Here is a 13,861-nt window from a genome sequence, read left to right as displayed (position 1 = left end):
CTCGCCAAACGCAGGTTTCATGGATAATGGAAAACCATGTCCCTGTCTTTCCGTCCCATCCGCCTCGATGATGCCGGAACGTTGCCGTTATGGCGCCGTCCGGTGTCGCTTCTGTTCGTCATGGCCTTTGCCATGCCGGTGGCCTTCGCCACCTGGTCGGCGCTTCTGAACAATTTCGTCATCGAGGCGGCGGGCTTCACCGGGGTCGAGATCGGCTGGCTGCATACCGTGCGCGAGGTGCCGGGCTTTCTGGCGATCGGGGTGATCGCGCTGATCATGTTCATGCGCGAGCAGGTTCTGGGGGTCGTCGCGCTGCTGCTGCTGGGGGCGGCGACGGCGGTCACCGCCTGGTTCCCCTCGCTTGGCGGCATCCTCACCATCACCATGCTCAGCTCGATCGGGTTCCACTATTACGAGACGGTGAACCAGTCGCTGCAGCTGCAATGGATCGAGAAGGACAAGGCGCCGCAAACGCTGGGCTGGCTGATGGCGGCGGGCTCGGCCGCCTCGCTTCTGGCCTATGGGCTGCTGGTGGTCACCTGGAAGAGTTTCGATCTGTCCTACAATTTCGTCTATCTCGCCTCGGGCGGGTTCACCGCCGCGGCCGCGCTGTTCTGCCTGCTGGCCTATCCGCAATTCGAGGCGCCGAACCCGCAGCTCAAGCGGCTGATCCTGCGCCGCCGCTACTGGCTGTACTACCTGCTGCAATTCATGTCGGGCGCGCGGCGGCAGATCTTCACCGTCTTCGCCGCCTTCATGATGGTCGAGCGGTTCGGCTTCGAGGTGCATGAGGTCACGGCGCTTTTCCTGATCAACTTCGTCGCCGGCATGATCTTCGCGCCGCTGATGGGGAGAGCGGTCGCACGCTGGGGCGAAAGGCGGGCGCTGGCCTTCGAATATGTCGGGCTGATCTGCGTCTTCCTCGCCTATGGCGGGATCTACTATCTGGGCTGGGGCGTGGTTCTGGCGGCCACGCTTTACGTGATCGACCACATGTTCTTCGCGCTGGCCTTCGCGCTCAAGACCTATTTCCAGAAGATCGCCGATCCGGGCGACATCGCCCCGACCGCCGCCGTGGCCTTCACCATCAACCATATCGCGGCGGTGTTCCTGCCCGCGGCGCTGGGCTATCTCTGGGTCACCTCGCCGGGGGGCGTGTTCCTGCTGGCGGCGGGGATGGCGGCGGCCTCGCTGTCGCTGGCGCTGATGATCCCGCGCCATCCCGCGCCCGGCAACGAGACGGTGTTCTCGCGGCTGATGCCCGCCCCGGCCGAATAGGCCCGGCACCCCTGTCAGGCGCGGGGGCGATCGTTGCCGAGCGGGATGGCCGTCCTGGCCCGGGCCTTGGCCCGGAAGGCCCGGCCTTCAGGCCATGCCGCGACATCGCCTCCCTGAAGGTCGGAGCCGCAGGGAGGCCTTCCAGTCCCGCCGGATGTCCGGACCGCGCAGCTAGGCGGCGGGTTTCTGCATGCACAGCGTCGTCCAGTCGCCGATCTGCTCGGAGTCCTTCAGCTCGAGCGCGCAGGCGGTATAGGCCGCCGCCACATCCCCGGCCTGTTCGTTCAGCAGCCCCGACAGGATCGCAACACCGCCGGGCGCCAGTCCTACTGCGATTTCGGGGGCCAGATCGATCAGCGGCGCCTTCAGGATATTGGCGAAGATCAGCCCGAACGGCGCCTCGGCCGCCAGCGCGGGATGATCGAAACCGGTCGCCTCGAGGCAGCGGATGCGCTCGGACAGCCCGTTGGCCGCCACATTGGTCGCGGCCACCTCGACCGCCACCGGATCGATGTCGGAGGCGAGGATCGGCACCTGCCACAGATGCGCCGCCGCCATCGCCAGAACCGCCGTGCCGCAGCCGATATCGGCGACCGAGCGCGGCGCGAAGCCCGCCTCGGCCAGCCGGTCGACGGCGCGCAGGCAGCCCAGCGTGGTGCCGTGATGCCCGGTGCCGAAGGCCATCGAGGCCTCGATCAGCAGCGGCACCGGGCCTTCGGGGACACGGTCGGCATCGTGGCTGCCGTAAAGGAAGAACCGTCCGGCCTCGACCGGGGCCAGATCGCGCCGGACCTTGGCCACCCAGTCGGTCTCGGGCACTTCGGACACGGTGAAGGGACGCGCGCCGTGAAGCGTCGCCAGCAGCGCCAGCCCGGCCTCGTCGGGCGCCTCGGTGAAGAAGGCGCCGAGTTCCCACAGCCCCGAGCCGTCCTCCATCTCGAAGACGCCCACGCCCATCGGCTCGGGTTCGAGCCGCTCCTCAATGGCCTCGGCCAGCGCCTCGGCGGCTTCCTTGGCGGTCAGCGTGGTCAGCGCGGAATAGGTGGGCATCGGGGCGGCCTTTCGGATGGTCTGAAAACAGGATCCAGCGCCTAGGCCGCGCCGACGGTCTGGTCAAGCGCCGCGATCGCCGTCTCGACCAGCGCCGCGGGCGGTGCGGAGGCGTCGAGCCGGATCACCGGACAGGGCATCTCTTCGAGCCAGAGCTCGTGCTTGAGCCGGGTGCGCCCGGTGAAGTCGGGGAAATCGTAGCCCATCGCATAATCCATGAAGGCCTGATGCGCCTCTGCCCGGGGCCCGCCCGGCAGGATCGCATCGCCATAGCGCAGGCGTTCGCGCCGACGCAGTTGCGCCAGACGCCGCGCGGGCGGCAGGGTCAGGAACACCACATGGCTGAACCAGGGCGCAAGCGGGTCGCCCCAGCCCAGCAGCGACCCGGCCAGGATCCAGTCGGGACGCGGCAGGAACACCTCCTTCATCAGCGCCAGCCTCTCTTCGGGTCGACGCTTGCGGGTGAAGGGCGGATCGGAGGGATGCCAGTAGAAATCGTCAGTGTCGAAACACTGCGAGGCAAGGCGGATGGCCAGTCCCCGCGCAAGCGTCGAACAGCCCGCACCGCTGGCGCCGGTGATGTGAATGCGCATCCCCATGGTCCTCGCCGAAAGCCTTCGGGATCAGGTGTCCTCCCCCCCGGGACAAGCTACCCCGGTGCCGCCGAGCCCGCAATAACCGCCCGGATTCTTGGCAAGGTATTGCTGGTGATAGGCTTCGGCATGGAAGAAGGGCGGCGCGGCCCGGATTTCGGTGGTGATCGCGCGGTGGCCCGCCGCCCTCAGGCGGTCCTGATAGGCCGCGAGGCTGGCTTCGGCGGTGGCCGTCTGCGCCTCGGTCTGGGTGAAGATGACCGAGCGGTACTGCGTGCCCCGGTCATTGCCCTGCCGCATGCCCTGGGTCGGGTCGTGGCCCTCCCAGAAGGTGCGGAGCAGCCGCTCGAGCGGGATCTCGGCCGGGTCGTAGACGACACGCACCACCTCGGCATGGCCGGTGCGCCCGGTGCAGATCTCCTCATAGGTCGGGTTCGGGGTAAAGCCGCCGGCATAGCCCGCCGCGGTCATCCAGACCCCCGGCAGCTTCCAGAACAGCCGCTCGACGCCCCAGAAACAGCCCATGCCGAAGACGATCTCTTCCATCCCCTCGGGGACCGGCGCCTTCAGCGGGCGCCCGAAGATATGGTGGGTCTCGGCGGTGGCGATCGGCTCGGGACGGCCTTTCAGCGCCTCGGCTTCGCGCACCATATCGGTCTTTCGGCCCAGAAGGGAAAACATGGACGCACCTCCATTGCTTGAGTTGACGATGAATATAGGCGCCCCGCGCGGGCCGCCCATGCCCGGCACCTGGAATTGATCGAATTCCGGAGGAGGTGGCCCGGGCCCCGGGTGGGCGGCGCCGGAGCGTGGAGCTGGACAAGGACATGGGCACGGAGGAGGGATGGCGCGCCCGGCGTCGCTGAAGCTTATGGCCGCTATCCCGATCCATCGCGTGGCCGCGCCGACAGGTCGCGACGGGGAGGACGGCGCAGCAGGCAGGTAGTCGCGCGGCCGGGCCCCAGACGTGTGTCCGGTCGGGAGGGGGATCCGCGCGCCTGGGGGGATGATGCGGGCGGTCCGCCCGCGCAGGGCAAGGTTCCGCAAGACCCGCCTTCCCGGCCCGCGAGCTTTCGAGGTCGGGATGGGCTGCGATCATCGGTCCCTAGGTGCTGTTCTGCCAGATGTCGTCTGATATGAGGCGCCGGGCCCGGCGTCATGGCGTCTGGCGTGAAGAGGCGTCGATGCCAGGCCGCAGTCCGGCGATCTGTCCCGGCCTGATTGTCATGCCGGACGCAAGCTGACATGCGGCATGGTGGAGCGGCCTTCATTTCCCGGGGGTGCCTCCCGGCAGGGATGAGGGCGGGCGGCGCCCGATCCCTTCGCCGGTTGCGGCCTCGTATCTTCGGGCTTGTCGCGCCGAACGCGCAGTTTTCGGCCCGTGGCGGAGTTCAGGCCCGCGATATTGGTCTTCTGCGGAGGCTGCCTTGGCGTGCAGGCAGGGCGTGCGACGGGCAGGTGCCGGTAAAGGCGTCACGACGGGATCGGGATCATGCCGCGCCGGATTGGCGAGGCGTGCCGGACCGGCAAGGCACCATGCCCGGTTTGCGGCGGCCGGAGATTTCGTCGAAGCGACCTGCTCGGAAGTGGGGAGGTGTGCATGTCCGACCTCCACGGCCCGCGCGCGGGCAGCGCCCCGCTGTGCGCGGCCCGGCAATGTCGATTGGTCCTCGAAGCGCCGCTGGGTGCATTGCGCCATGCTTGCCTTCGAATGGAATTTCTTGCGCAATCTCCGCATCGGAATTAGCGAACCAATCTACGAAAATTTCGTGATGAAGACGCTGAAGATCACCAAGATCAAGGCCCGGCCGTTCCATTTTCTCGGTTCAGTCCGGCGTTGTTGCGCAAATGCAGTGTGGATTCATGTTGCGAATGCAGCGTGCTAGCCAGGGCATCCCTGCTATCTGCTGCTACGGCGGCCATCTCATGCGCAATGGTCGTCACTCGGTCCAGCATCAAGTTCAACGCAGCTGAATCGAAGCCATCGTCCGACTGCAGGTTCAATACCTGTACCCGTCGTGTCTGGCCGTATCGATAGAGGCGACCAATTCGTTGCACCAGTCGCGACGGGTTCCACGGTAGGTCGTAGTTCACCATGACATGGCAAGACTCTTGCAAGTTTAGGCCTTCGCCACCGGCCTCGGTCGATATCATCACCCGGGCTTGGCCAGTATTGAATGCCTGTACAGCGTCAGTTTTCTCCTCCAGGCCAAGTGAGCCATTGATTGTGCGACACACGACGCCAGGCATTGAGTCCTCGATGGTCTTGCGCAAGTAGTCCTGAGTTGCACGATATTCAGTGAAGACTAGTAGGCTCTGGCCCTCTTGCAGTAGAGGCTGCACGATTTGCGAGACGAAGACCTCAGATTTAGTATCCTCCTCTCTTTCCTGAAATGCAGCAGGCCGTCGATGATGCGCAGGCCAAGGCCGAGGAACTGGGCCGCGAGATCGAGGAGCTGGTCGAGGAACACGGGGTTGAGGGCGGCCTCCTGGCCGATGCGCTGACGGAGGCGGGCAAGCTAACCGCCGCCTCCGTCAAAGAACGCCAGAAATCTGACGAGGCCGAGCCGGAGGAGGCCAAGCTGCTGAAACAGGTGGCCAAGCTTATGACGGCCGAGACGGCGGCGAAGAAAGCTGTCAAGGAAGCCGAGGAGGCGCTGACTGAGGCCACACTGACGAAGTACCCCAAGCTGTACGGGCGACTGCCCCCCACGGATGGCGCGGTCATACGATGAAAGAAAAGAAAGTCAGACGCTGCCTAGAAGCTGAGATTTCGGATCCCGACACTGTCGAAACGCTGCTGCAGATACTGAAGAACCATGGTGAATACTGAACACCACATCATCGGAGGGACGCCGGTCGAGGTCCGCTGGAAGGCGATCAAGAACCTCCATGTCGGTGTCTATCCGCCTGATGGCCAGGTCAGAGTCGCCGCCCCGCTGAGCGTCAGTCTCGATGCCGTCAAGCTGGCTGTACTCACGAGAATGGATTGGGTTCGCCGCAAACAGGCCCGTTTCCTCGCTCAGGAGCGCCAGACTCGCCGGCAGTACGTCTCCGGCGAGACGCACTTCGTTTTCGGCCGGCCTCTTCGACTGGATGTGATCCACTGGGACAAGAAGGTCCACCGGATCGAACTCATCGGCAGTGACCGGCTCCGCTATTCGGTGCCGGCAGACACAACGCCTGCAGTACGCAGGCGTTGTGTGGAGAATTGGTACAAGGCTCGCCTAAGGGAGCACGTGGCTCCACGGCTCGAGCATTGGTCATCGCACTTAGGCGTTGCCACCGAAGCTTGGGGCATCCGGCCAATGAAAACGAAATGGGGGAGCTGCAATCCGGACAAGAAGATCGTCTGGCTCAACCTCGAGCTCGCGAAGAAACCCGTTCGGGCGATTGAGTACGTACTGCTGCATGAGCTCGCCCACTTGATATCGCCGCGCCATGATGAGCGTTTCATCAAGGTCCTTGACGACAATATGCCGAAGTGGCGCAGCATACGGGACGAGCTCAATCAGTATCCGCTTGCCGCGTGGGAAGATCTGCAGACTTTGGCTCGGTGACGTCGTCGCTCGGCCTGTCGGTTGCGCGCGATTCTTCCAGTGCCTGCCGCCGTAACTCCATTCCCCGTTCCACAAATCGCCGAACCCGTTCCGGATCTGGTTCGACATCTCGTATCGAAGAGCGGTAGGCGATGGTGACCTGGATGGCGCCAACGATGCATGCGCCGATACCAAACACGTCGAAGATAATCTCGAATTCAGTCACGAGGCCGCCTCCCTTGTGTGACGAGCTCGTGACATCGGTTCAATGCAGCGTGGGGTGACATTCGAGATCGGCTGCCCTCTGCAGCACCCGTGACGCAGTTCTCAGACTCGGTTGGCTTGCCTGGCCCGCACGCTTGAAAGCTTCGACAGCGGCGTCCAAGGCCACGTCGCTGGTGCCCTGCCTGCGCCCTTCCCGGTGACCGTGGCCGCAGGATAACTGTGTCCGGGGAAAGGGGGACTGCAGCCGTCAGCTGATTTGCGAAACAGCGCCCTTCAGTCCGGAAAGACTGGGCGGGTCGGATTTGTCGTGCGACGCTGCGTCTTTTTGCTGCGCACGGCCTTTTTCTTTTGCGCGGTTTCGGTTTTCGGGGAGTATTTCTTCCGGATTTTTTGGCGCGGAGAAGGGGGGTGTTTGTGTCGACGGAATTGAAACTGTGACCGATCTCCGATTCCCGTTAATTTTTTCCGGGAATTCGGCAATTTCTGTGAAATCCCAGATATAATTTTTTACCTAAGGTTGAAGTCAAATGCGCATTGCAATTGTAGATCTGAATAATTTTTCCCGTTATCCAACGCTTTCGGTCGGCCAGATCGCCGCCATCCTGCGCCGGGCCGGGCACGAGGTCGCGGTGATCTCGCCTTTTGCCGTAGGGGTCGGCAGCTACCGGCGCGTGACCCGGCCGCATGCGTTGGGCTACTACGAATCGGTGCTGCGCCATGCCACCGCGGTCAGCGGCGCCCGGGTGGTGCGCGATCTGCGCCGGAAGGTCGTCGCCGCCCGCAGCCCCGCCAGCGCGCGCGCTCAGACCGCGACCCTGGCCGAGGTGCAGAATGCGCTCGATCGCGGCACTGATCTGCTGTTGATCTCGGCCTACAGCATGTATCGTGAGGTTTGCGGTGCGATTGCGGCCGAGGCAGCGCGCTGCGGCGTTCCGGTGGTCGTCGGCGGGCCGATGTTCGGCATGCCCGAGATCGCGGCGCACTGGCTCGACCTGCCGGGGATCTCCGGTGTCTTCGCCGGCGAGGCCGAGGGCCATCTGCTGGATCTTGTCGACAGCGTCACGGGCAACGGGCGCGCGGTGCCCGGGCTGGCCACGCCCGACCGGCCCGAGCTTGTCCCGGCGGCGCCCTTCGCCGATTTCGACGCGTTGCCCTTTCCCGACTATTCCGACTTTCCCTGGGACCGCTATCCCAACCGGATCGTGCCGATGATGACCGGCCGGGGCTGCGGCTGGGGGGTGTGTACCTTTTGCAGCGACGTGCAGACGACGTCGGGCCGTACTTTCCGCAGCCGGTCCTTCGCGCATGTGCGCGACGAGATGGCCTGGCAAAGCCGCCGCCACCGGACCGGCATCTTCACCTTTCTCGATCTCAAGCTGAATTCGGACCTCGCAGTCTGGCACGGGCTGATCGACGAGGCCCAGAGCGTGGCACCGGGCTGCGAATGGACGGCTTCGGTCCATGTCCAGTCCAATGGCGAGAACGGGCTGGGGCCGGATGCGCTGAAGGCGGCGCGCCGCGCCGGGCTGTCCCGCATCACCACCGGGCTCGAATCGGCGGCGCAGGGGGTGCTGAACGCGATGGGACGGGGCACCAATGCCGAGCTCCTGTCACGCTTCGTGCGGCATGCTTCCGAGGCCGGGATCAGCGTACGCATGACCTCGATCCTCGGCTATCCGGGCGAAACCGCCGAGGATGTGCTGTGTACGGCCCGGTTTCTGGCCGAGCACCGGCCCTATATCGATCGCGTGGTGGTCAACCGGCTGGCCATTGTCGGGCACACGCCGCTGGGCCGGGCGATCCGGCGCAATCCGGATCGATACCCGCAGATCGGCGCGCTGATGCAGAATCTCGAGACCGGCCTGATGGACCACGAAAACGAGACCTTCCACAGTGCCGGGCATCTGTCCGCGGCCATGCGGATGCTGCGAGAGGTGCACCGGATCAACCGAAAGCCGCTGAAGGGGGCCTCGCTGACCTTCGAGGGGGTCATGTAGCCCCGTCCCGCCCGAGGGGTGCCGCGCGGCATTCGGAGGGCGTCAGGGCGGCGGCTGGTTGCCGCTCTTCAGTCGGCGGGCAGCGGCGCGTTCGGTGCGGCCGGACGGTCGGTCGTGTCCTCGGGGGTGGTCGTCAGCATCCCGTTGGTCCAGGTGCCCGAACGGATCTCGCCATCGGCATATTTCATGACGCCCTTGCCCTCGTAGCGGCCGTCCGAGAACATGCCCTCATAGACGTCGCCATTGGCATAGGTCGCGCGGCCCTTGCCGTCGAACTTGCCGGCCTTCCAGCCGCCGGTATAGCTGAACCCGTCGGGCATGGTGATGGTGCCCTGACCTTCGCGCTGGCCCTCGACGAAGCCGCCCGAATAGACCGAGCCGTCGGCATAGGTCGCGGTGCCCTCGCCATGGCGGAGCCCGCCCTTCCAGTCGCCGGTATAGCTGTAGCCGCCGGCATGGGTCATCGTGCCCTTGCCGTTATAGGCGGCGTCCTTGAACTGGCCCTCATAGACCAGCCCGTCGGGGAAGGTCGCCTTGCCCGCGCCGCCGATCACGCCGCCGGTCCATTCGCCCTCATAGGTCGAGCCGTCGGCATAGGTGACCTTGCCCGTGCCGTCGGGCATGTCGGCGCGGAACTGGCCTTCATAGACCGCGCCGTCGGGATAGGTGAGCCGGCCCTCGCCCTCGATCCGGCCCGCGACCCAGTCGCCCTCGTAGCGGTAGCCGTCGGCGCCGATCAGCGTGCCCTTGCCGTGGCGCTTGTCGTTGCGGTACTCGCCCTCGTAGACATCGCCATTGGCGAAGGTGACCTTGCCACTGCCATGCCGCTCGCCATTGACGAACTGGCCCTCGTAGATGTCGCCATTGGGCTGGGTCAGGGTGCCGAGACCGTTCATCTCGCCATCCTTCCAGGACCCGGAATAGCTCAGCCCCTCGGGCGTGGTCAGCGTGCCCTTGCCCGAGCGCTGGTTCTGCTTCATCTCGCCTTCATAGACGCGCCCGCCGGGATAGGTGATCTTGCCCTTGCCGTCCTTGACGCCGTTGACCCAGCTGCCTTCATAGACATAGCCGTTGGGGCTGGTCATCCTGCCGATGCCGTGATGCACGGCATTGCGGAACTCGCCCTCGTAGCGGACGCCATTGGCATAGACCGCGACACCGGTGCCGGTGATCTTGCCATCCTGCCATTCGCCCTCGTAGGTGCCGCCATCGGCGAAGGTGATCTTGCCGGTGCCGTCGGGCTTGCCGTCGGTGAATTCGCCCTCGTAGACCGAGCCGTTGACCAGGCGCGCGATGCCCTTGCCCTCGATCCGGCCGTCGACCCACTGGCCCGAATATTCATAGCCGTTGGGCAGCCGGTAGGTGCCGGTGCCGTCCTGCTTGCCGTTCTTGAAGGTGCCCTCGTAGATGCCGCCATTGTCGTATTGCTTGGTCACGACATTGCCGTCGTCCTGGGCGAGTGCAGCCCCGCCCGCAGCCAGCGCCGCAACCAGAGCCAGACGCGCCGTCATCCTGCCTGTTTTCTGCACCAAAGCCCCCATCGCCCTGACTTGCCGCGGTTCTTTTTGAAAGCGCGGAAACCCTAGTGGAGCCTCGCCGGGCTTACAACGGTTTTCACCATCCGACGGCTTTCACTTGCCTGTCAGTCTGCTAAGAGGCGGGGCAGGACGCGACGAGGAATGCCATGGCCGACGACCGGTTCCGCCTCACCCTGGCCCAGTACGACCCGACGGTCGGGGCGCTGGAAGACAATGCCGCCAAGGCGCGCGCCGCTTGGGCGGCCGGGCGCGATGCGGGGGCCGACATGGTGGCGCTGCCCGAGATGTTCCTGACCGGCTACCAGCTGCAGGACCTGGCGCAGAGGCCCGCCTTCCTGGCCGATGTCGCGGCCCGGCTCGAGGCGCTGGCCCGCGACTGCGCCGATGGCCCCGCGCTCGGGATCGGGGCGCCGGTCGTCGAGGGCGGGCGCCATCACAACGCCTATTTCGTCCTTCACCGGGGCCAGGTGCTGGCGCGGGTCTTCAAGCATCACCTGCCCAATGACGAGGTGTTCGACGAGAAGCGGGTCTTTGACGGCGGTCCGATCGTCGGGCCGGTGCGGGTCGGTCCGCTTCGGATCGGGATGCCGGTCTGCGAGGATGCCTGGTACGAGGATGTGGCCGAGGCGCTGGCCGAGACCGGGGCCGAGATCCTTCTGGTGCCGAATGGCTCGCCCTATCACCGCGGCAAGCATGACAGCCGGATGAACATCATGGTCTCGCGGGTGGTCGAGACCGGGCTGCCGCTGGTCTATCTCAATCTCGTCGGCGGGCAGGACGATCAGGTCTTCGACGGCGGGTCGTTCGTGCTCAACCCGGGCGGGGCGCTGGCGCTGCAGATGCCGGTGCTGGAAGAGGGCCTTGCCCATGTCGACTTCCGCCGCACGCCCGAGGGCTGGCGCGCCGATCGCGGCCCGCGCGCGGTCCTGCCCGATGCCTGGGAACAGGATTACCGGGTGATGGTGACGGCGCTTGGCGCCTATGTCGAGAAATCGGGGTTCTCGAAGGTGGTGCTGGGGCTGTCGGGCGGCATCGACTCGGCGCTGGTGGCGGCGATCGCGGCCGATGCGCTGGGTCCGGAGAACGTGCATTGCGTGATGCTGCCCTCGGACTTCACCTCGGCCGGGTCGCTCGAGGATGCGGCGGCGGTGGCCGGGGCGCTGGGCTGCCGGCTCGACGAGGTGCCGATCTCGGCACCGCAGGCGGCCGCAACCGAGGTCCTGGCGCCGCTTTTCGCGGGGACCGAGCCGGGCGTCACCGAGGAGAACCTGCAATCGCGGTTGCGTGGGCTGCTGTTGATGGCGATCTCGAACAAGTTCGGCGAGATGCTGCTGACCACCGGCAACAAGTCGGAAGTGGCGGTCGGCTATGCCACGATCTATGGCGACATGGCGGGCGGCTACAATCCGATCAAGGATCTCTACAAGACGCGCGTCTTCGAGACCTGCCGCTGGCGCAACGCCCATCACCGGCCCTGGATGAAGGGGCCCGCGGGCGAGGTGATCCCGTCCCGGGTGATCGAGAAGCCGCCCTCGGCGGAATTGCGCGCCGATCAGAAGGACGAGGACAGCCTGCCGCCCTATCCGGTGCTCGACCGGATACTCGAGGGGCTGGTCGATGATGGGCGTTCGGTCGAGGATCTGGTGGCCGAGGGGCTCGACAGGGACATTGTGAAACGCGTCGAGCATCTGATCTATATCAGCGAATACAAGCGCTTCCAGTCCGCCCCCGGGGCTCGGCTGACGCAGCGGGCGTTCTGGCTCGACCGCCGCTATCCGATCGTGAACCGCTGGCGCGACCCGTCCTGAACGGGGCGGCGATTTTTCGACGAAAAATCGGTCCCGGTCGCACCGTACCCGTCGCACGGTGCCCTCTCGCACAGGGCGCCTGCGCCCGCGGCCTCTGGACCGCGGCGGTCCGGGCCATATCTCAGGCAGAGCCGAAACCCGAACGAGGTATCTGCCATGACCAGACCCAAACTCGCCATCATCTTCTATTCGACCTACGGAACCAATCACCAGATCGCCGAGGCCGCGGCCGAGGCCGCCACAGAGGCAGGCGCAGAGGTCCGCCTTCGGCGCGTGGCCGAGACCGCGCCCGAGGATGTCGTGAAGGGCCAGGCCGCCTGGGCCGAGCAGCTCGAGAAGATGGCCGACATTCCGGTCGCCACGCCCGAGGACATGGCCTGGGCCGATGCCTATTTCTTCTCGGCGCCGACCCGCTTCGGGGTCGTGGCCAGCCAGATGCGGGCCTTCATCGATACGCTGGGGCCGGTCTGGCAGGATGGCAAGCTTGCCGGCAAGGCCGCGACCGCCACCACCAGCGCGATGAATGCGCATGGCGGTCAGGAAGCCACGCTGCTCACGCTTTATCCGACCTTCATGCATTGGGGATCGATCCTGGTGCCGCCGGGCTATACCGACCCGGCGATCTTCGAGGCGGGCGGCAATCCCTATGGCTATTCCGCCAAGGCCGGAGAGTTCGACGACAAGGGCAGGGCGGCCGTCGCCCATCAGGCCCGGCTGCTGGTCGAGATCGCCGGAAAGCTGATCGCCTGACGGCAGTCGGACGTCCCGGTCAAAGAGGGTCCGGGACGCCCGGCCTCAGAGCTCCGTCACCGGGCAGCGCTCAAGAAGCGCCTCGGTATCCTCGCGGGTGCAGAGCGCGGTGGCATCCGTCATCACCGCCGCGCTGGCTGCGGCCGCGCCCCATTGCAGCGCCCGGGCGAGGCCCTCATCCCGTGCCAGCGCCAGCACGAAGGCGCCGACGAAGCTGTCTCCCGCGCCCACCAGCGAGCGGACCGGCACCCTGGCCGCGCCGACATGCAGCCTGAGCCCCTCGGCCGCCAGCACGTTGCCCTCGGCGCCCCGGGCGATCACCACCACCTTGGCCACGCCCCGCGCCACCAGCTCGGCTGCGAAATCCACGCTGTCCTTGCGGTCGGGCAAGGCGCGCCCGGCCAGTTCTTCTGCCTCGAGCCCGTCCATGCGCAGCACATAGGGCACCGCGTCCCGTGCCCGGGCCAGCCGGAACAGCGCCGGTCCCGACGTGTCGGCGATCACCCGCGCGCCGCGCGCCCCGATCTTGGTGCAGACCCGTTCGGTGAAATCCTCGGGCAGGCCGCGCGGCAGGCTGCCCGAGATCACCACATAGCCCGATTTGGGCACCGCCGTCGTCACCGCCGCCAGCGTTGCCTTCAGCCCGGCCTCGTTCCAGATCGGCCCCGGCAGCACGAAGCGGAACTGCTCGCCCGAGGCGCTGTCGGTGACCGCAAGGCTCATCCGGGTTTCGCCCGGCGCGACCAGCGGAATGAGCCGGATGCCCTCATGTTCGAGAAGCGCGCGCAGCTTGTCGCCGTTATGGCCGCCCAGCGCCACCAGCGCGAGGCTTTCGCCGCCCAGAAGCCGGATCGCGCGCGAGACATTGATGCCGCCGCCGCCCGGATCGGTCACCGGCGGGGCGCAGCGCAGCTTGTCGCCGGGCACGACATGGGCAACCGACGTGGACAGGTCCACGGTCGGGTTGAGCGTGACGGTCAGGATATCGTGCATGAGTGGGGGGTCCTTGGCATTCGCGGGGCGACACTGCCACTCCGGCCGCCCGAGGCCAAGCCCGTTTCCGCCCGACAGCGATGATCGGGC

General features: G+C 66.2%; 13 protein-coding genes. 6 read left to right on the top strand and 7 right to left on the bottom strand.

What is annotated here, in order from left to right:
• The first annotated feature begins 36 nt into the window (after window positions 1-36).
• Entirely contained in the window at window positions 37-1,278 is a 1,242-nt protein-coding gene (locus A6W98_RS16620; RefSeq protein WP_042463397.1) for an MFS transporter, read from the top strand.
• 171 nt (window positions 1,279-1,449) lie between these two features.
• Here A6W98_RS16620 and A6W98_RS16615 read toward each other — a convergent pair whose 3' ends face one another.
• From A6W98_RS16615 to A6W98_RS20525, 4 genes are all read right to left on the bottom strand, one after another.
• Entirely contained in the window at window positions 1,450-2,328 is an 879-nt protein-coding gene (locus tag A6W98_RS16615; RefSeq protein WP_042463394.1) for a 50S ribosomal protein L11 methyltransferase, read from the bottom strand.
• Window positions 2,329-2,369: 41 nt separating this feature from the next.
• Entirely contained in the window at window positions 2,370-2,921 is a 552-nt protein-coding gene (locus tag A6W98_RS16610) for a P-loop NTPase family protein (RefSeq protein WP_196760194.1), read from the bottom strand.
• Window positions 2,922-2,951: 30 nt separating this feature from the next.
• Window positions 2,952-3,602 (bottom strand): peptide-methionine (S)-S-oxide reductase MsrA, encoded by a 651-nt coding sequence (msrA, locus tag A6W98_RS16605; protein WP_042463389.1) that lies wholly within the window; start codon window positions 3,600-3,602, stop codon window positions 2,952-2,954.
• Between the two features lie 1,116 nt (window positions 3,603-4,718).
• Window positions 4,719-5,264 (bottom strand): C-terminal helicase domain-containing protein, encoded by a 546-nt coding sequence (locus A6W98_RS20525; RefSeq protein WP_072071717.1) that lies wholly within the window; start codon window positions 5,262-5,264, stop codon window positions 4,719-4,721.
• 50 nt (window positions 5,265-5,314) lie between these two features.
• Here A6W98_RS20525 and A6W98_RS16600 point away from each other — a divergent pair, with 50 nt between their 5' ends.
• On the top strand, window positions 5,315-5,656 hold the full coding sequence (locus tag A6W98_RS16600; RefSeq protein WP_042463387.1) for a hypothetical protein: 342 nt from the start codon (window positions 5,315-5,317) through the stop codon (window positions 5,654-5,656).
• Window positions 5,657-5,740: 84 nt separating this feature from the next.
• Entirely contained in the window at window positions 5,741-6,481 is a 741-nt protein-coding gene (locus A6W98_RS16595) for a M48 family metallopeptidase (protein ID WP_063490947.1), read from the top strand.
• Here A6W98_RS16595 and A6W98_RS21270 read toward each other — a convergent pair.
• Window positions 6,429-6,686, bottom strand: coding sequence for a hypothetical protein (locus tag A6W98_RS21270; protein WP_155734774.1), 258 nt, complete (start codon window positions 6,684-6,686; stop codon window positions 6,429-6,431). The genes A6W98_RS16595 and A6W98_RS21270 overlap by 53 nt on opposite strands.
• 526 nt (window positions 6,687-7,212) lie before the next feature.
• Between A6W98_RS21270 and A6W98_RS16590 the strand changes: the two genes are divergently transcribed.
• Window positions 7,213-8,682 carry a B12-binding domain-containing radical SAM protein gene (locus tag A6W98_RS16590; protein ID WP_042463386.1) on the top strand — a complete coding sequence of 490 codons (1,470 nt, stop codon included), beginning with the start codon at window positions 7,213-7,215 and terminating at the stop codon, window positions 8,680-8,682.
• Between the two features lie 68 nt (window positions 8,683-8,750).
• Here A6W98_RS16590 and A6W98_RS16585 read toward each other — a convergent pair whose 3' ends face one another.
• Window positions 8,751-10,193 carry an MORN repeat-containing protein gene (locus tag A6W98_RS16585; RefSeq protein WP_042463384.1) on the bottom strand — a complete coding sequence of 481 codons (1,443 nt, stop codon included), beginning with the start codon at window positions 10,191-10,193 and terminating at the stop codon, window positions 8,751-8,753.
• A gap of 173 nt (window positions 10,194-10,366) precedes the next feature.
• Here A6W98_RS16585 and A6W98_RS16580 point away from each other — a divergent pair, with 173 nt between their 5' ends.
• Both A6W98_RS16580 and wrbA read left to right on the top strand, forming a co-directional pair.
• Window positions 10,367-12,028 carry an NAD+ synthase gene (locus A6W98_RS16580; protein WP_042463381.1) on the top strand — a complete coding sequence of 554 codons (1,662 nt, stop codon included), beginning with the start codon at window positions 10,367-10,369 and terminating at the stop codon, window positions 12,026-12,028.
• A 156-nt stretch (window positions 12,029-12,184) separates the two neighbouring features.
• A complete protein-coding gene (wrbA, locus tag A6W98_RS16575; RefSeq protein WP_042463378.1) occupies window positions 12,185-12,778 on the top strand; it encodes an NAD(P)H:quinone oxidoreductase type IV in 594 nt (197 codons plus the stop codon).
• A gap of 45 nt (window positions 12,779-12,823) precedes the next feature.
• Here wrbA and A6W98_RS16570 read toward each other — a convergent pair whose 3' ends face one another.
• The gene (locus A6W98_RS16570; RefSeq protein WP_042463376.1) at window positions 12,824-13,771 is read right to left on the bottom strand and encodes a 1-phosphofructokinase family hexose kinase; all 948 of its coding nucleotides are present in this window, start codon (window positions 13,769-13,771) and stop codon (window positions 12,824-12,826) included.
• Window positions 13,772-13,861 lie beyond the last annotated feature (90 nt).

This window comes from Rhodovulum sulfidophilum DSM 1374 (assembly GCF_001633165.1).
Taxonomy (GTDB): Bacteria; Pseudomonadota; Alphaproteobacteria; order Rhodobacterales; family Rhodobacteraceae; genus Rhodovulum; species Rhodovulum sulfidophilum.
This window is presented reverse-complemented; position numbering and strand designations above follow the sequence as displayed.

Coding starts and splice junctions, on each gene's coding strand:
- A6W98_RS16620 (WP_042463397.1), top strand. CDS start 37: ATGTCCCTGTCTTTCCGTCCCATCCGCCTCGATGATGCCGGAACGTTG.
- A6W98_RS16615 (WP_042463394.1), bottom strand. CDS start 2,328: ATGCCCACCTATTCCGCGCTGACCACGCTGACCGCCAAGGAAGCCGCC.
- A6W98_RS16610 (WP_196760194.1), bottom strand. CDS start 2,921: ATGCGCATTCACATCACCGGCGCCAGCGGTGCGGGCTGTTCGACGCTT.
- msrA (WP_042463389.1), bottom strand. CDS start 3,602: ATGTTTTCCCTTCTGGGCCGAAAGACCGATATGGTGCGCGAAGCCGAG.
- A6W98_RS16600 (WP_042463387.1), top strand. CDS start 5,315: ATGCAGCAGGCCGTCGATGATGCGCAGGCCAAGGCCGAGGAACTGGGC.
- A6W98_RS16595 (WP_063490947.1), top strand. CDS start 5,741: ATGGTGAATACTGAACACCACATCATCGGAGGGACGCCGGTCGAGGTC.
- A6W98_RS16590 (WP_042463386.1), top strand. CDS start 7,213: ATGCGCATTGCAATTGTAGATCTGAATAATTTTTCCCGTTATCCAACG.
- A6W98_RS16585 (WP_042463384.1), bottom strand. CDS start 10,193: ATGACGGCGCGTCTGGCTCTGGTTGCGGCGCTGGCTGCGGGCGGGGCT.
- A6W98_RS16580 (WP_042463381.1), top strand. CDS start 10,367: ATGGCCGACGACCGGTTCCGCCTCACCCTGGCCCAGTACGACCCGACG.
- wrbA (WP_042463378.1), top strand. CDS start 12,185: ATGACCAGACCCAAACTCGCCATCATCTTCTATTCGACCTACGGAACC.
- A6W98_RS16570 (WP_042463376.1), bottom strand. CDS start 13,771: ATGCACGATATCCTGACCGTCACGCTCAACCCGACCGTGGACCTGTCC.